The following is a 16,771-nucleotide window of genomic DNA, read 5'->3' as shown; positions in this document are numbered from 1 at the left end:
GCTCTGGTCCACCACGATCAGCCACACCCCCCCAACGCCAAGCCCAACGACGCAATCGCCACCCACGAGCAGCACGCCGCTGTATTGGGCGCCGGCATCATGGGTGGCGGTATCGCTTATCAGTCGGCCTCCAAAGGTACGCCGATCCTGATGAAGGACATCAACGAGCACGGTATCGAACAAGGCCTGGCTGAAGCCGCCAAGCTGCTGGTCGGCCGCGTTGATAAAGGTCGCATGACCCCGGCGAAAATGGCTGAAGTGCTCAACGGCATTCGTCCGACCCTGTCCTACGGTGATTTTGGTCACGTTGACCTGGTTGTCGAAGCAGTCGTCGAGAACCCGAAGGTCAAGCAAGCCGTTCTGGCCGAAGTCGAAGACAAGGTCAAAGAGGACACCATCCTCGCGTCCAACACCTCGACCATTTCCATCACCTTGCTGGCCAAAGCCCTCAAGCGTCCGGAAAACTTCGTCGGCATGCACTTCTTCAACCCGGTGCACATGATGCCGCTGGTTGAAGTGATTCGTGGCGAGAAATCCAGTGAGCTGGCCGTGGCCACCACCGTTGCCTACGCCAAGAAAATGGGCAAGAACCCGATCGTCGTCAATGACTGCCCGGGCTTCCTGGTCAACCGCGTCCTGTTCCCGTACTTCGGCGGTTTCGCCAAGCTGGTCAGCGCCGGTGTGGACTTCGTCCGTATCGACAAGATCATGGAAAAATTCGGCTGGCCAATGGGCCCGGCGTACCTGATGGACGTGGTCGGCATCGACACTGGCCACCACGGTCGTGACGTGATGGCTGAAGGTTTCCCGGACCGCATGAAAGACGACCGCCGTTCGGCTGTCGACGTGCTCTACGAAGCCAAGCGCCTGGGCCAGAAGAATGGCAAGGGTTTCTACGCTTACGAGACCGACAAGAAAGGCAAGCAGAAGAAAGTAGCCGATCCGTCGGTGCTGGAAGTGCTCAAGCCGATCGTTTACGAGCAGCGCGAAGTCACTGACGAAGACATCATCAACTGGATGATGATCCCGCTGTGCCTGGAAACCGTGCGTTGCCTGGAAGACGGCATTGTCGAAACTGCCGCCGAAGCCGACATGGGCCTGGTCTACGGTATTGGTTTCCCTCCATTCCGTGGCGGTGCGCTGCGCTACATCGATTCGATCGGTGTTGCCGAGTTCGTTGCCCTGGCTGACCAGTACGCTGATTTGGGCGCGCTGTACCACCCGACCGCAAAACTGCGTGAAATGGCCAAAACCGGCCAACGGTTCTTCGGTTAAGCGTCCCAACACTTGAGCGAGAGTGAAATTTTATGAGCTTGAATCCAAGAGACGTCGTGATTGTCGACTTCGGTCGTACTCCGATGGGCCGCTCCAAGGGCGGCATGCACCGCAACACCCGCGCCGAAGACATGTCGGCGCACCTGATCAGCAAACTGCTGGAACGCAACGTCAAGGTTGATCCGAACGAAGTCGAAGACGTGATCTGGGGCTGCGTAAACCAGACCCTGGAGCAGGGCTGGAACATCGCGCGCATGGCGTCCCTGATGACGCAGATCCCGCACACTGCTGCCGGCCAGACCGTCAGCCGTCTGTGTGGTTCGTCGATGAGCGCGCTGCACACTGCCGCACAAGCGATCATGACCGGCAACGGTGACGTGTTCGTCGTCGGCGGCGTCGAGCACATGGGCCACGTAAGCATGATGCACGGTGTCGATCCGAACCCGCACATGTCGCTGTACGCGGCAAAAGCTTCGGGCATGATGGGCCTGACCGCTGAAATGCTGGGTAAAATGCACGGCATCACTCGCGAACAACAGGACGCTTTCGGCGTGCGCTCCCACCAGCTCGCCCACAAGGCGACCCTGGAAGGCAAGTTCAAAGACGAAATCATCCCGATGCAGGGCTACGATGAGAACGGTTTCCTGAAACTGTTCGACTACGACGAAACCATTCGTCCGGAAACTACCCTGGAAAGCCTGGCGGCTCTGAAGCCGGCGTTTAACCCGAAGGGCGGCACCGTGACTGCTGGTACTTCGTCGCAGATCACCGACGGTGCTTCGTGCATGATCGTGATGTCGGCGCAGCGTGCACAGGACCTGGGCATCCAGCCGCTGGCGGTTATCCGCTCGATGGCAGTGGCAGGTGTGGACCCGGCAATCATGGGCTATGGTCCAGTACCGGCCACTCAGAAAGCACTGAAACGTGCGGGCCTTGGCATTAACGATATCGACTTCTTCGAGCTCAACGAAGCTTTCGCCGCACAGGCTCTGCCAGTGCTGAAAGATCTGAAAGTGCTCGACAAGATGAACGAGAAGGTTAACCTGCACGGCGGCGCGATCGCCCTGGGTCACCCGTTCGGTTGCTCCGGTGCCCGTATCTCCGGCACTCTGCTGAACGTGATGAAGCAGAATGGCGGCACCTTCGGGGTAGCCACCATGTGCATTGGTCTCGGCCAAGGCATCTCCACCGTCTTCGAACGCGTTTAAGCGTTTCGTTGATGGAAGCCGGGGCCAAGTGCCCCGGTTTTTGTTTTTCTGAATTTATTTTTTGTTTTTATTTTTAAAAGATTTGAGTGAGGGCCAAACCATGCCGATACAACCTGGGCTCTACCAGCATTACAAAGGTCCGCAGTACCGCGTATTCAGCATTGCGCGGCATTCGGAAACCGAAGAAGAAGTGGTCTTCTACCAAGCCCTGTATGGCGATTACGGCTTTTGGGTGCGTCCCTTGAGCATGTTCCTGGAGTCGGTCGAGGTTGACGGCGAACAGGTGCCACGCTTTGCTTTGGTGCAAGCCGAACCGAGCCTTTTTTCCAAGCCATAAGCTGAGTGCGCGCAGGACCCTGTGCTTGACCTCACCTTGTAGCCACTATATATAGCGGTGCCGCGTCAGGCGCCAACCGCCTTTCACTTCTAGAATTCAGGAATTTTCTGATCCATGGGCAAATCGCTGGTCATTGTGGAATCCCCGGCTAAGGCCAAGACCATCAACAAGTATCTGGGTAACCAATACGTGGTGAAGTCGAGTATCGGCCATATCCGAGACCTGCCCACCAGCGGTTCGGCTAGCGCCAGCAAAGAGCCAGCCGCCAAGCGCGGCAAGGCCGCCGCAGGTGAAGGTCCGGTGCTCACGCCGAAAGAGAAAGCGCGCAAGCAGCTGGTCTCGCGCATGGGTGTCGATCCCGATCATGGCTGGAAAGCCAAGTACGAGATCCTCCCGGGCAAGGAAAAGGTCATCGAAGAGCTGCGCCGGCTCGCCAAAGATGCTGACACCATCTATCTCGCAACCGACTTGGATCGCGAGGGGGAAGCCATTGCCTGGCACCTGCGCGAAGCCATCGGTGGTGACGACAGCCGCTACAAGCGCGTGGTGTTCAACGAAATCACCAAGAAAGCGATCCAGGAAGCCTTCTCCAAACCGGGCGAACTGGACATTGACCGTGTCAACGCACAACAGGCGCGTCGTTTCCTCGACCGCGTGGTGGGTTACATGGTTTCGCCGCTGCTGTGGGCCAAGGTTGCCCGTGGCCTGTCTGCCGGTCGCGTGCAATCGGTTGCCGTGAAGCTGGTGGTCGAACGCGAACGTGAAATTCGCGCGTTCAACCCGGAAGAGTATTGGGAAGTCCACGCCGACCTCGGCACCGCCAAGGGCGCAACCGTGCGCTTTGACGTGGCTCGCGAGAAAGGCGAAGCCTTCAAGCCGCTCAACGAAGCCCAGGCCATGGCCGCGCTGGCGAAGCTCAAGGCTTCCAGCTACAGCATCGTCAAGCGCGAAGACAAACCGACCAGCAGCAAGCCGTCGGCACCGTTCATCACGTCCACCCTGCAACAGGCCGCGAGTAACCGCCTGGGCTTCGGTGTGAAGAAAACCATGATGATGGCCCAGCGTTTGTACGAAGCCGGCTACATCACGTATATGCGTACCGACTCCACCAACCTTTCGGCTGATGCCGTGACGATGGCGCGCACTTATATTGAAGGCGAGTTCGGCAAGAAGTACCTGCCGGAAAACCCGAACGTCTACAGCAGCAAGGAAGGTGCACAAGAGGCTCACGAAGCGATTCGTCCGTCTGACGCCAACACCGAGCCAAGCAAACTGTCGGGCATGGAACGTGATGCAGAGCGGCTCTACGAGCTGATCTGGCGCCAGTTTCTCGCTTGCCAGATGCTGCCGGCCCAATACCTGTCGACCACGGTTACCGTCGGTGCCGGCGACTTCGAGCTGCGTGCCAAGGGCCGTATCCTGAAGTTCGACGGTTACACCCGCGTCATGCCGCAAATTGCCAAGCCTGGCGATGACGACGTGCTGCCGGACATGGCCCAGGGCGACGCGATGAAGCTGATCAAGCTTGATCCGACCCAGCACTTCACCAAGCCACCGGCGCGTTACTCGGAAGCGAGCCTGGTCAAGGAAATGGAAAAACGCGGCATCGGTCGTCCTTCGACCTACGCTGCGATCATTTCGACCATCCAGGACCGTGGCTACGTTGCGCTGCACAACCGTCGTTTCTACTCGGAAAAGATGGGCGACATCGTCACCGAGCGTCTGGCCGAGAGCTTCTCCAATCTCATGGACTATGGCTTTACCGCCGGCATGGAAGAGAACCTCGATGACGTGGCCCAAGGCGAACGCGACTGGAAAAACGTGCTCGACGAGTTCTATGGCGACTTCAAGAAGAAACTCGAAGTAGCCGAAAGCGCCGAAGGCGGCATGCGCGCCAACCAGCCGGTGATGACTGACATTCCGTGCGTGTTGTGCGGTCGTCCGATGCAGATTCGTACTGCATCGACCGGCGTGTTCCTGGGGTGCTCGGGTTACAGCCTGCCACCGAAAGAACGCTGCAAGGCCACCGTCAACCTGGTACCGGGCGATGAAATCGCTGCCGACGATGAGGGTGAATCGGAATCCCTGGTATTGCGCGGCAAGCACCGCTGCCCGATCTGCAGCACGGCAATGGACGCTTACCTGCTGGATGAGAAGCGCAAGCTGCACATCTGCGGTAACAACCCGGATTGCTCGGGCTACGAAATCGAAGAGGGCACTTACCGCATCAAAGGCTACGAAGGTCCGAGCCTGGAATGCGACAAGTGTGGCAGCGAGATGCAGCTCAAGACCGGCCGTTTCGGCAAGTTCTTCGGTTGCACCAACGCGACGTGCAAGAACACCCGCAAACTGCTGAAAAGCGGTGATGCGGCGCCGCCGAAGATGGATCCGGTGAAGATGCCTGAGCTGAAATGCGAAAAGGTCAACGACACTTACATCCTGCGCGACGGTGCTTCCGGTCTGTTCCTGGCGGCCAGCCAATTCCCGAAAAACCGCGAGACGCGTGCTCCGCTGGTCATCGAAATTGTGCCGCACAAGGATGAGATCGATCCGAAGTACCACTTCCTCTGCGAAGCGCCGAAGAAAGACCCGGATGGTCTGCCTTCCGTAATTCGCTACAGCCGCAAAACCAAAGAGCAGTACGTGCAGACTGAAGTCGACGGTAAGCCGACTGGCTGGAAGGCGTACTACGACGGCGGCAAATGGACGGTTGAAGACAAGCGTCCGGCAGCCAAAGCGTAAAACAGGCTGTACACAAAAGGCCGCATGACAACCCTCGGGTTTTCATGCGGCCTTTTTGTTTTGTGCTTGCGGTCAGATCGGCTGATCCACGACACTGTCTGACCTGCGTGAAGCAATTATTTCGTTGTGGAGGCTGCCGTCATGGCCCACGAACTCTATACCCGTACCAACCAGAAGATTTATTTCGCCGGCCTGTCGCTGGAAGCGCTCGCCCGAGCCGAAGAGGGGCGGGCGATGAATTCCCTGGCGCTGATTCAGGCTGGGCGCGAGTCGGCGTTGTTTCACCTGTACGGAGCGTTGCTGGGCCTGTGCCATGAAATCGCCGGCTTCTACCGCTTACCGCAGGCCAATGCACCTCGGGCAGAAATGTTGCTGACTCGTGAAGTGCTGGAAGCCATCGCCATTCCCGAGATGGCTGAGATGGTCGAGCTGGCCCAGAATCCGGAAACCTGGCTGGCCAAGCTGCTGGCGGCTCACGCGGCGATGTTTCAACCGCCTCGCGCTCCGCATAAGCCCAAGGGCGACGTGACTCAGCCGCTCATTCTGGCCGTTAACCTGGATGAAGAAGAGGTGCCTGGGGAGTTGAGTCGCGAAGAGCTGGAGAGCTGGCGTCAGAACCTCAAAGGGCTGGCTATCCGGTTTCGCGAAGGCTTGAACGAGTGCTGATCGACTGAGAGCCGGTGGTGCGATTAAAAGCGCTGCTGGTCAAGTTACCGAGCGAAGCCTGGCCGATGCCTATATAATCCCCGCCTTTCGTGGAGAACAGACCTTTATGCCAACGTCCTTTCTAGAAATTGTCGAGTTACCAGACGGCCGGATCGAGCTGCGCAGGGCCGAGGACGAGGGTTCTCTGGTTACTTTGGATTTCTCCGAGGATGCCAAGGCTTTCCTGCAGGGCCAGCACGTGGAAGTCGCCAAGGCGATGTTGAGCGTCGGTGTCCAGATGGCAGGACGCCTGGTTGAAGGCGAATTCAATACGGATGAGAGTTCGCGGGTCCTCCACTGATCCCAGTCGCCGCTTTCTGCTGATACGGCTACGAACCGGCTTCTCTATCCTTTGAGAAGCCCCGCGCCATGCATTGCGCGCATTGTTGACACATTAACCCAAGCGAATATTCAGGCTCTGCGCATCCCCGGTACGGGCTGCGCTGATCAACTGTTGCCGTGAGTTTGCGTTCAAAGGGTTGATCCAGCTGACTACCGTATGGCTGCGGCCCAGGCGCAAGGCTTCGCAGGTCAACTGCTGAGCGCTCTGAGTGCCGCGAGGTTGGAGCAGCAGGATGCGTTCGCGGTTAAGGCCGGCGTCCCGCAACCACGTCTGAGTCAGGCTGGCGGGCGGGGCGATCAGTGTCAGCCACCGCGCGTCCTGATCCTGGCTCAATTCCCGAAGAATCGGCGCCAAAAGGTTCAGGCAGTTCCCGGCCGCACCACGCAGTGAAATCTCGCTGAAGACTTCGGGTTCGGCGCTCCAGGGCGACTCGACCACGTCTTTCAGGATCGGCGCTAACGGCTGCACCATGAACGCCTCGAACAACGGCAGTTGGGCTTGCTGTGATGTGTGTGGGAACTGCATAAAGCCTCCTTTAGCGGCGAATGACGCCGACGCTCAAGCCTTCGATCACCAGTTCCTGATCTTTCAGGTTGACTTCGATAGGGGCGAATTCAGGGTTTTCGGCAATCAACCAGACCTTGCTGCCATCGCGCTTGAAGCGCTTGACGGTCACTTCATCACCGATCCGCGCCACGACGATCTGGCCATTGCGGGCTTCCCGGGTAGTGTGGACGGCCAACAGGTCGCCGTCGAAAATGCCGACGTCCTTCATGCTCATGCCATGAACGCGCAGCAGATAGTCAGCGCGCGGATGGAAAAAGGCAGGGTTGATGTTGCAGGACTCCTCGATGTGTTGCTGGGCCAGAATCGGCGCACCGGCAGCCACTCGGCCAATGATCGGCAGGGTAGAGTCATCGGCCTTGGCTTCGAAGCCCGGAATGCGAATGCCGCGGGAAGCGCCCGGGGTCATCTCGATTGCACCCTTGCGCGCCAGCGCCTTTAGGTGTTCTTCCGCCGCGTTGGGCGACTTGAAGCCCAATTCCTGAGCGATTTCAGCCCGGGTCGGTGGATAGCCGTTGTCTTCGAGGCAGCGTTTGATGAAGGCCAGAATCTCTGCTTGGCGTGGCGTCAGCTTTAGCATATTGATCGCTCTGTCTTTTTATACAGTGACTGGGATTATATACAGTGAAACGGTCTTGGCAATGCCCCTTTTTTCGCCGGCCGCTGGACGGTCGATCAGTCTCGTGATTAAAGCCTCGCCGTTGTGTGGTTAAATAGCTGACCGACCATTCTCAAAACGAACCGGCACGCTTGACAACGCACAGGCTGAAACGTATGTTTCAAACAAGTGTTTGTCAGGCGGAGTAGCCATGGCCCAGTCGGAAACCGTTGAACGCATTCTTGATGCTGCCGAGCAGTTGTTCGCGGAAAAAGGTTTCGCCGAAACCTCGTTGCGTCTGATCACCAGCAAGGCCGGTGTCAATCTGGCGGCGGTCAACTATCATTTCGGTTCGAAGAAGGCGCTGATCCAGGCTGTCTTCTCGCGCTTTCTCGGGCCGTTTTGCCTGAGCCTTGATAAAGAGCTGGAGCGGCGTCAGTCCAAGCCTGAAAACAAGCCGACACTCGAAGGGTTACTTGAGATTCTCGTTGAGCAGGCTCTCGTCGTGCAGCCGCGCAGCGGCAACGATCTGTCTATCTTCATGCGCTTGCTGGGGCTGGCGTTCAGTCAGAGCCAGGGCCACCTGCGTCGTTATCTGGAAGACATGTATGGCAAGGTGTTCCGCCGCTACATGATGCTGGTCAACGAAGCCGCGCCGCGTATTCCTCCAATCGAACTGTTCTGGCGCGTGCACTTCATGCTCGGCGCCGCGGCATTCAGCATGTCGGGGATCAAGGCATTGCGGGCCATTGCCGAGACCGATTTCGGCGTCAACACCTCCATTGAGCAAGTGATGCGTCTGATGGTGCCGTTCCTGGCAGCGGGCATGCGTGCCGAAACCGGCGTCACCGATGCGGCCATGGCCACCGCGCAACTGCGTCCGCGCAGCAAGTCGGCCCCGGCTGCCGCCAAGGTTTAACACCGCACGGGTGGGCGCGGCGGCTGACATCCGCTAAGCTAGCCGCCCATGCCGACTCTCGTCCTGAACCCGCTCCCCATTGATATCGCCGACCTGCCGGGCACTGCCCAAGGCGGCGAACGCGTGCGAGCCGGGTTATTCGTTATCAAGGAATCTCTATGACTGCTGGCCTGCAAGGCTCGTTGATGGTGGACGTCGCCGGTACCTGGCTGACGGCCGAAGATCGCCAATTGTTGCGTCAGCCCGAAGTGGGTGGTCTGATCATTTTCGCCCGTAACATCGAAAACCCGCGCCAGGTGCGCGAGCTGAGCGCTGCGATTCGCGCCATTCGTCCGGACTTGTTGCTGGCGGTGGATCAGGAAGGCGGTCGCGTTCAGCGTCTGCGTCAGGGCTTCGTGCGACTGCCGGCCATGCGCGCCATTGCCGATAATCCGAACGCCGAATACCTGGCCGAGCAATGCGGCTGGATCATGGCCACCGAAGTGCTGGCCGTCGGCCTCGACCTGAGCTTCGCCCCGGTGCTGGACCTAGATTACCAGCGCAGCGCCGTCGTTGGTACCCGTTCGTTCGAAGGTGACCCGGAACGCGCAGCATTGCTCGCGGGTGCATTCATTCGCGGCATGAACAGCGCCGGCATGGCTGCCACCGGCAAGCATTTTCCTGGTCACGGCTGGGCCGAGGCGGATTCCCACGTCGCGATCCCGAACGACGAGCGCAGTCTCGACGATATCCGCGCCAACGACCTGGTGCCATTCGCCAAGTTGAGCAAGCAACTGGCCGCCGTCATGCCGGCCCACGTTATTTACCCGCAAGTCGATTCCCAGCCCGCCGGCTTCTCCCGCCGCTGGTTGCAGGACATCCTGCGCGGCGAGTTGCAATTCGATGGCGTGATCTTCAGCGACGACTTGTCCATGGCCGGCGCCCACGTGGTGGGCGATGCCGCCAGCCGTATCGAAGCCGCGCTGACGGCCGGTTGCGACATGGGCCTGGTGTGCAACGACCGCGCTGCTGCGGAGCTGGCGTTGAGCGCCGCCCAGCGTTTGAAGGTCACACCCTCCGAGCGCATTGCGCGGATGCGAGGCCAGTCGTATGCCAACACTGAATACCGTCAGAACCCGCGCTGGCTGACCGCCATAGGCGCGCTCAAAGAAGCTCAACTGATTGAATAAGGACTTTTTGTTATGACGGTTTACGCGATTATCGGTGGCACCGGCCTGACTCAACTCGAAGGCCTGAAGATTCGTCAGTCACTGGCGGTGGATACCCCCTATGGCGCGCCTTCAGCCGAAGTGCAGATCGGTGAGTACGCCGGCAAGGAAGTGCTGTTCCTCGCCCGCCACGGTCACCCGCACCGTTTTCCGCCGCATCAGGTGAACTACCGCGCCAACCTTTGGGCGCTGAAACAGGCCGGCGCCGAAGCGATCCTCGCGGTCAACGCCGTGGGCGGAATTCATGCCGCCATGGGCACCGGACATTTCTGCGTGCCGCACCAGTTGATCGACTACACCAGCGGTCGCGAACATACCTATTTCGCCGATGACCTGGAGCACGTCACCCACATCGACTTCAGCTATCCCTACAGCGAACCGTTGCGTCAGCAATTGATCACGGCGTTGGCGGCTGAAGGCGTCGATTACAGCAGTCAGAGTGTCTACGCCTGCACCCAGGGTCCACGTCTGGAGACCGTCGCTGAAATCGCGAAACTGGAACGCGACGGCTGCGACATCGTCGGCATGACCGGCATGCCGGAAGCCGCATTGGCGCGTGAGCTGGAACTGGAGTATGCGTGTCTGGCGCTGGTGGTGAATCCGGCGGCGGGCAAGTCCGCAGCGGTGATCACCATGGCCGAGATCGAGCAGGCGTTGCATGATGGGATGGGCAAGGTTAAGTCGACGTTGGCGCGGGTGTTAAAAGGCTAGGTTGTACGCCACCATCATTAATTCATTACCAAAAGCATTGAGTGTATGTCGACAATCATCGAGCAACTTCAACAGCTGCCGTGGGCGGAGGCATTCAGTCATCGCGCTCTGGATAAGGCGCGCAGATACGCCCCTGAGCATCGGGTAGAAATCCTTGAACTTGATGATGCGTTGGTTCGGGCGACCTGCAGGGGCTCTCAAGGTAACGTCTACGAACAGCACATCGAACTGGTCGAAGATGCCAATGGTGATTTTGAGCTGGACTGCTCCTGTTCATGCCCCGTAGTGATTGATTGCAAACATTGCGCAACCGTTATCTATCACCTGCAAGAGCTTCCTGTCGCGGAGGCTGACAGTGCGGCTCCCGTTCACCTGAATCGTGAACTGGAGCGCTGGCTTGACGGTATTCCATCTGCAAGCAACTCCCTCGATGAACCGTTCCAGGTAACAAGTACGCGGCTGTTTTACAAACTCAGGCCAACGCCTACCGCCGGAAAATGGACACTGGAGATTTTCAAGGCGCGTCAGCTCAAGGACGGCCGTTTGCAAGACATCAAGTCGATGTACTCGCTGTCGGACACGCTGATACGCCAACCCGGTTACCTGACCGGGCTCGACCTGCGAATCGCCAGGTTGTTGGTCGCCATTCACTCCCACCACGCTTATTACTCTGGCTACCCTTTGGAAGGCAGTAGTGGCGCCGAGCTCATCGAAATGCTGTTGCGAACCTCGCGCCTTTTCCTGGATCTCGAACAGCCACAACCCCTGACGCCCGGGATGAGAAGAACGGGTCAGTTTGCCTGGGCTGAACAAGCCAATGGCAGTTTTCGCCCGCAATGGGGCAGTGACGCAGCCCCGGTGGAAACGATCCTGGCCCTGGAGCCCTTGTACTATCTGGATCGCGAGCGGCTACAAGTAGGGCCGCTGTTCAGCGAGATGGATGAAAAACTGGCTTGTCACCTGTCGTTGGTCCCGGATATTCCGGCGCGTCAGGCAATGCAGTTCAGTCATCGGATGAGGGCGGCGACGCAAGTTGCACCGCCGCCGCATGCACTGACGGAGCGGGTCATTGACGGCGTTTTCCCTCAGGCTCACCTGACACTCGCCAGCGGCAAGCGTTACGTCCGCTGGCAGCATGAGCCAGAGCATCGCGCCGCATTGGCGTTCACCTACAACGGCCATCCGACGTCGGACAGAAACCCGGAAGTGTTGATCCTTTCCGGGACTGAAACCCAGCGTATACAACGCAACCTCTCCGCCGAGAAAGCCTTGCGTCAGGCCCTGCAAAAACACGGTTTTAAAAAGGCCACGCGCAAAAGCAGCCTGGACCGTCCCGGCGAAATGTTCACCCTGGCAGATGACACAGCCTGGGTTGCTTTTGCGCAGGACGGGGTCCCGGCGCTGAGGGAGAAAAACTGGCTGATCGATATCAGCGATAACTTCCACTTCAACTTGCAGCCTGTAGAAGAGTGGTATGCGCAAGTCGAGGAAGAATCGGGGCACCAGTGGTTCGATCTGCAGTTGGGTATCGTCGTCAACGGCGAACGTCATAGCCTGCTGCCGATATTGCTGCATTTGCTGCGTAGCCAGCCACAGTTGATGGATCCCGCAAGCCTGGCGCAACGCAACGATGACGAACTGTTGCTGATTGGACTGGGTGATGGGCGTTTCGGTGCCAAACCCCATGGCAAAGTCGCACTGCCCTATGGTCGGGTCAAACCGCTGATGGCCACCTTGGGCGAGTTGTACCTGGGGGCACATCAAGGTGATTCATTGCGTTTGAGTTTGCCGGATGCCGCGCGCCTCAACGCACTGGAAGGCATCCCGCTGATTTGGCAGGGCGGCGAGCGGCTGCGCAGTTTTGCAAAGCGTCTGCGTGAGTCGACCCATGCTCACGTCTCGGCGCCCGAGGGGTTGAAGGCGACGTTGCGACCGTATCAGCTGGAAGGGCTGAACTGGATGCAAACCCTTCGCGAACTGGAAGTTGGCGGCATCCTCGGTGACGATATGGGCCTGGGAAAAACCCTGCAAACCCTGGCTCATCTGCTGACAGAGAAACAGGCCGGGCGGCTTGATCGTCCGGCACTGGCTGTGATGCCCACCAGCCTGATCCCCAACTGGCTTGACGAATCGCAGCGCTTTACCCCGCAGCTGAAGGTACTGGCGCTGCATGGCGCGGCACGGCAAAAAGACTTTGCCAGCCTTGCCGAATACGACTTGGTGCTGACCACCTACGCGTTGCTGCCTCGGGATCTGGAGGTATTGCGGCCTCAGCTATGGAGCGTTCTGATTCTCGATGAGGCGCAGAACATCAAGAACCCGGTCAGCAAAGCGGCTCAGGCAGCCCGCGACCTACAGGCCCGCCAGCGATTGTGTCTGTCCGGCACCCCGCTGGAAAATCATCTCGGCGAGTTGTGGTCGCAATTTCACTTTTTGCTGCCTGGCTGGCTTGGCGACAGCAAAACCTTCAATCGCGACTACCGTACGCCGATCGAGAAGCGCGGCAATAGCGAACGGATGCAGCATCTGACCGCCCGGATAAAGCCCTTTTTGCTACGTCGCAAGAAAGATCAGGTGGCGACCGAGTTACCGCCGAAAACCGAGGTTGTGCATTGGGTTGATCTCAGCGATGGACAGCGGGATGTATATGAAACCGTGCGCGTGGCGATGGACAAGAAGGTTCGTGACGAAATTGCCCGCAGTGGTGTCGGGCGCAGTCAAATTATCATCCTCGATGCATTGCTCAAGCTGCGTCAGGTGTGCTGCGATCTGCGGTTGATCAAAACGCCGCTCACCGCCAAGGCGCTTCGTTCTGGCAGCGGGAAACTGGTCAGCCTGATGGAGATGCTGGAAGAGTTGCTCAGTGAAGGCCGCAAGGTTTTGCTGTTTTCTCAGTTCACTTCGATGCTCGCCTTGATTGAGGAAGAGTTGCAGCAACGTGGTCTGGGCTATTCGTTGTTGACGGGTGAGACGACGGATCGGCGCACACCGGTCAAGGATTTTCAGAGCGGTAAAGTGCCGCTGTTTCTGATTAGTTTGAAGGCGGGCGGCACAGGTCTGAACCTGACAGCGGCGGATACGGTCATCCATTTCGATCCCTGGTGGAATCCGGCAGTCGAAAACCAGGCGACTGACCGCGCCTACAGGATCGGGCAAAACAAACCTGTGTTCGTCTACAAGCTGATAGCCCGTGGCACCGTAGAAGAAAAAATTCAGGCCTTGCAGCTGGAGAAGGCCGCGCTGGCCGGGGCGGTGCTTGAAGGTGGAACGACGGGGGGCTGGAAGCTTGAGCAGAGTGACATTGAGGCGCTGTTTGCACCGCTGCCAAATCTCAAGTCCTGATTTTCGATCTTAAATGAAACCGAGTTGACGCTATCGCGGGCAAGCCACACTCCCACAGGATCATCGCTGAACCTGTGGGAGCGGGCTTGCCCGCGAAGGCGATCTACCAGACGCCGCAGATTTCAGCGCTTCTCCAGCTTGTCCGGCAACGGCGCAAACAACGCTTCAATATCGTCGCTCTGCAACTTCCAGTCGCCAGTCTTGCGTCCATCCAGCACGCCGGCTGCCAGGTCAGATTTTTCCTTTTGCAGGTGCTGAATCTTCTCTTCCACCGTGCCACGCGCAATCATCTTGTAGACGAATACCGGTTTCTCCTGGCCGATGCGATACGCCCGGTCAGTCGCCTGATTTTCCGTCGCCGGGTTCCACCACGGATCGTAGTGGATCACCGTATCCGCCTCCGTCAGGTTCAAGCCAACGCCGCCTGCCTTCAAGCTGATCAGAAAGATCTGACGCTTGCCGCTCTGAAAGTCTTTCACCGGCGCCCGTCGATCCCGGGTCTGTCCCGTCAGCAACGCGTATTCAACACCGCGTTTTTTCAGTTCGACTTCGATCAACGCCAACATCGAGGTGAACTGCGAAAACAACAGAATCCGCCGACCTTCCTCAAACAACTCATCCAGCATTTCCATCAAGCTGTCGAGCTTGCCCGAGGTGCTGCCGCGAGTCGGCGGCACGGCATCGTTGACCAGGCGTAAATCGCAGCACACCTGGCGCAGTTTCAGCAGCGCTTCAAGAATGATGATCTGGCTGCGCGCCACGCCTTTGCGAGTGATCTCATCGCGGACTTTCTTGTCCATCGCCAGGCGCATGGTTTCATAGACATCACGCTGGGCTTCGTTGAGCTCGACCCAGTGGATGATTTCGGTCTTCGGCGGCAACTCCGTCGCGACCTGTTCCTTGGTCCTGCGCAACAGGAACGGTTTGATCCGACCGTTGAGGTGCTGAAGCCTGACTTCACTGGCGCGCTTTTCAATCGGTACGCGGTAATCGCGGTTGAAGCTTTTTACGTCGCCGAGCCAGCCGGGCAACAGAAAGTGAAACAGCGACCAGAGTTCGCCCAAGTGGTTTTCCAACGGCGTGCCACTCAGGCACAGACGCTGACGCGCATTCAGCTCGCGGGCCGCCTGGGCAGCCTTGCTGTTGGGGTTCTTGATGTATTGCGCTTCGTCCAGCACCAGCACATGCAGAGGCTGCGCGGCCAGACGTTCGACGTCTTTGGGCAGCAGCGCATAGGTGGTGAGGATCAGGTCGTAATCCGCCAGATGGTCAAAATATTTTTTGCGACTGGCGCCGTACAGCGCCAGCACGTTGAGTTGCGGCGTGAAGTGCGCGGCTTCATCGAGCCAATTCGGGATCAGGCTGGTGGGCATCACCACCATGCACGGCCGGTCGAGGCGTCCGGCGTTCTTCTCACTAAGAATATGTGCCAGCGTCTGTAGGGTTTTACCCAGGCCCATGTCGTCCGCGAGAATGCCGCCGACTTCCAGTTGCCGCAACGATTGCATCCAGCTCAAGCCTTCCTGCTGATACGGACGCAAGGTTGCGTTCAAACCTTCGGGGGCCGTCGCCGTGTAGTCCTTGATGTCCCGCAGACGCTGGGCAAACGTGCGGATCTGCTCGCCACCTTCCCAAAGCAGCGGCATGCCTTCCAGCGGATTCAGGCGCGTGGCATCGGCCTTGCTCAGGCGCAGCGTGGTTTCGCCAGGCTCTTGCAGGTAGAACTCGCCAAGGGTCGCCAGTACCGGCTTCAACCGACCGAAGGGCAGGGCGACCTGCAAGGGGCCGTACTCGGAATTCGGGCGGTTGGGGATGTTCACCAGAATCAGTTCGTCGTCGCGCCGGCGGGCGAGGCGTTCCGGATTGAGGATTTCGGTGTGGGAGCGCATCAGGTTCAACAGGATCGGCAGCAAGCTCAGGCGTTCGCCGTTGACGATGATCCCCAGCTCCAGATCAAACCAGTCACGTTCCGGCGCCTGCTCGACGGTGGCGTACCAATCGTCCACGGCGGTCAGGTCGAAGCCGAAATCTTCGTCGATCTGCAGCTCCCAGCCTTGAGTGCGCAGCTTCGGCAGTTCGTTGAGGGTGAAAGTCAGCCAGGCGCTGTCGTTGACCATCTCATAGAGTTCACCGGCACTTTCCGGCAGGGCTTTGCTCTGGCGGGTGGCGACTTTGAAGCCGAGGATTCGCAGCTGTTCCCGGTAAGCCTGTTCGACTTCCGGATGGCGTTTTATCCGCAGCGTCTGGGTTTCCTGGCGAATCAGGACGTCGGCGTTCTTCTGTCCGGAAACGTATTCATCCAGGTAACTGAACGACAGCGCCGCACGGTGCTGGATGTAGCGCTGCATCTTGCCATTGCGCGGTTCGAAGGCGCTGAACTCGATGCTCGCCAGCCACAGGCGCGGCACTGGTTGCACGTTATCCACGAGGACTTGGGGCGGCGCCTTCGGGCTGCGGTTTTCCAGCACGGCCTGCAGTTTTTCCAGCAGTTCGGCGTCTTGTGCGGCGGCGGGGTAGGCGAGGGTTTCCTGCACCTTCAGCAGCACCGCTGCGCAATGCTTGCAGTTGGCGTGAACCGGGCAGGTGCACGTGGCGTCGACCATCAGCAAGGTCGCTTTGGCTGATTCACGAAGGCGAATGGTCTGACGGTAAACGTTACCGCCAGAGCCTTCGCAAGCGGCGATGATCGTGGCATCGCCGGCCTCGACGATCCTGACGCGGTTCTCCAACGCGTAGCGACGGCCACGCTCCAGGCTCTGTTCCTTGAATCGACTGACCCAGGAAGGTGCCAGGGGTTTGCTCAGGGTCGCTGACATAAG

Annotated in this window: 13 protein-coding genes; 10 read left to right on the top strand and 3 right to left on the bottom strand. The window is 58.8% G+C overall.

Annotation, left to right across the window (positions count from 1 at the left end):
* The 6 genes from ACIQV9_RS09850 to ACIQV9_RS09825 all read left to right on the top strand — a co-directional run.
* Window positions 1-1,275: 3-hydroxyacyl-CoA dehydrogenase NAD-binding domain-containing protein (locus ACIQV9_RS09850; protein WP_403100565.1), on the top strand; the 1,275-nt coding region annotated here is incomplete at its 5' end.
* Between the two features lie 32 nt (window positions 1,276-1,307).
* The gene (gene fadA, locus ACIQV9_RS09845) at window positions 1,308-2,483 is read left to right on the top strand and encodes an acetyl-CoA C-acyltransferase FadA (RefSeq protein ID WP_010456360.1); all 1,176 of its coding nucleotides are present in this window, start codon (window positions 1,308-1,310) and stop codon (window positions 2,481-2,483) included.
* A 100-nt stretch (window positions 2,484-2,583) separates the two neighbouring features.
* Complete coding sequence (locus tag ACIQV9_RS09840; protein WP_046047845.1) at window positions 2,584-2,820, top strand: DUF1653 domain-containing protein; 237 nt, start codon at window positions 2,584-2,586, stop codon at window positions 2,818-2,820.
* 114 nt (window positions 2,821-2,934) lie between these two features.
* Window positions 2,935-5,562 (top strand): type I DNA topoisomerase, encoded by a 2,628-nt coding sequence (topA, locus tag ACIQV9_RS09835; protein WP_403100561.1) that lies wholly within the window; start codon window positions 2,935-2,937, stop codon window positions 5,560-5,562.
* 141 nt (window positions 5,563-5,703) lie between these two features.
* Window positions 5,704-6,228 carry a DUF6586 family protein gene (locus ACIQV9_RS09830; RefSeq protein WP_403100559.1) on the top strand — a complete coding sequence of 175 codons (525 nt, stop codon included), beginning with the start codon at window positions 5,704-5,706 and terminating at the stop codon, window positions 6,226-6,228.
* A gap of 106 nt (window positions 6,229-6,334) precedes the next feature.
* A complete protein-coding gene (locus ACIQV9_RS09825; protein ID WP_010456352.1) occupies window positions 6,335-6,568 on the top strand; it encodes a hypothetical protein in 234 nt (77 codons plus the stop codon).
* Window positions 6,569-6,661: 93 nt separating this feature from the next.
* Here the strand turns inward: ACIQV9_RS09825 and sulA are convergent, their stop codons facing one another.
* Both sulA and lexA read right to left on the bottom strand, forming a co-directional pair.
* A complete protein-coding gene (gene sulA, locus ACIQV9_RS09820) occupies window positions 6,662-7,135 on the bottom strand; it encodes an SOS-induced cell division inhibitor SulA (RefSeq protein ID WP_403100556.1) in 474 nt (157 codons plus the stop codon).
* A gap of 10 nt (window positions 7,136-7,145) precedes the next feature.
* Entirely contained in the window at window positions 7,146-7,754 is a 609-nt protein-coding gene (lexA, locus tag ACIQV9_RS09815) for a transcriptional repressor LexA (RefSeq protein ID WP_046026989.1), read from the bottom strand.
* 229 nt (window positions 7,755-7,983) lie between these two features.
* Between lexA and ACIQV9_RS09810 the strand changes: the two genes are divergently transcribed.
* The 4 genes from ACIQV9_RS09810 (at window position 7,984) to ACIQV9_RS09795 (ending at window position 13,952) form a co-directional block, all read left to right on the top strand.
* On the top strand, window positions 7,984-8,691 hold the full coding sequence (locus ACIQV9_RS09810; protein ID WP_403100552.1) for a TetR family transcriptional regulator: 708 nt from the start codon (window positions 7,984-7,986) through the stop codon (window positions 8,689-8,691).
* Between the two features lie 170 nt (window positions 8,692-8,861).
* Entirely contained in the window at window positions 8,862-9,860 is a 999-nt protein-coding gene (gene nagZ, locus ACIQV9_RS09805) for a beta-N-acetylhexosaminidase (RefSeq protein WP_403101025.1), read from the top strand.
* 12 nt (window positions 9,861-9,872) lie between these two features.
* Window positions 9,873-10,610 carry an S-methyl-5'-thioinosine phosphorylase gene (locus ACIQV9_RS09800; protein WP_403100550.1) on the top strand — a complete coding sequence of 246 codons (738 nt, stop codon included), beginning with the start codon at window positions 9,873-9,875 and terminating at the stop codon, window positions 10,608-10,610.
* A gap of 45 nt (window positions 10,611-10,655) precedes the next feature.
* On the top strand, window positions 10,656-13,952 hold the full coding sequence (locus tag ACIQV9_RS09795; RefSeq protein ID WP_403100547.1) for an SNF2-related protein: 3,297 nt from the start codon (window positions 10,656-10,658) through the stop codon (window positions 13,950-13,952).
* A 122-nt stretch (window positions 13,953-14,074) separates the two neighbouring features.
* Here ACIQV9_RS09795 and ACIQV9_RS09790 read toward each other — a convergent pair whose 3' ends face one another.
* Complete coding sequence (locus ACIQV9_RS09790) at window positions 14,075-16,768, bottom strand: SNF2-related protein (RefSeq protein WP_403100544.1); 2,694 nt, start codon at window positions 16,766-16,768, stop codon at window positions 14,075-14,077.
* Window positions 16,769-16,771: the final 3 nt, after the last annotated feature.

Source organism: Pseudomonas sp. NPDC099000, from assembly GCF_044759925.1.
GTDB lineage: Bacteria > Pseudomonadota > Gammaproteobacteria > Pseudomonadales > Pseudomonadaceae > Aquipseudomonas.
The sequence above is the reverse complement of the archived record's forward strand: the minus strand, read 5'-3'. Positions and strand labels throughout refer to the sequence as shown.

Bases quoted from the DNA above. Each gene is read 5' to 3' on its own strand.
- ACIQV9_RS09810 (WP_403100552.1), top strand. From the start codon at position 7,984: ATGGCCCAGTCGGAAACCGTTGAACGCATTCTTGATGCTGCCGAGCAG.
- lexA (WP_046026989.1), bottom strand. From the start codon at position 7,754: ATGCTAAAGCTGACGCCACGCCAAGCAGAGATTCTGGCCTTCATCAAA.
- sulA (WP_403100556.1), bottom strand. From the start codon at position 7,135: ATGCAGTTCCCACACACATCACAGCAAGCCCAACTGCCGTTGTTCGAG.
- ACIQV9_RS09830 (WP_403100559.1), top strand. From the start codon at position 5,704: ATGGCCCACGAACTCTATACCCGTACCAACCAGAAGATTTATTTCGCC.
- ACIQV9_RS09825 (WP_010456352.1), top strand. From the start codon at position 6,335: ATGCCAACGTCCTTTCTAGAAATTGTCGAGTTACCAGACGGCCGGATC.
- ACIQV9_RS09800 (WP_403100550.1), top strand. From the start codon at position 9,873: ATGACGGTTTACGCGATTATCGGTGGCACCGGCCTGACTCAACTCGAA.
- topA (WP_403100561.1), top strand. From the start codon at position 2,935: ATGGGCAAATCGCTGGTCATTGTGGAATCCCCGGCTAAGGCCAAGACC.
- ACIQV9_RS09790 (WP_403100544.1), bottom strand. From the start codon at position 16,768: ATGTCAGCGACCCTGAGCAAACCCCTGGCACCTTCCTGGGTCAGTCGA.
- ACIQV9_RS09840 (WP_046047845.1), top strand. From the start codon at position 2,584: ATGCCGATACAACCTGGGCTCTACCAGCATTACAAAGGTCCGCAGTAC.
- ACIQV9_RS09795 (WP_403100547.1), top strand. From the start codon at position 10,656: ATGTCGACAATCATCGAGCAACTTCAACAGCTGCCGTGGGCGGAGGCA.
- fadA (WP_010456360.1), top strand. From the start codon at position 1,308: ATGAGCTTGAATCCAAGAGACGTCGTGATTGTCGACTTCGGTCGTACT.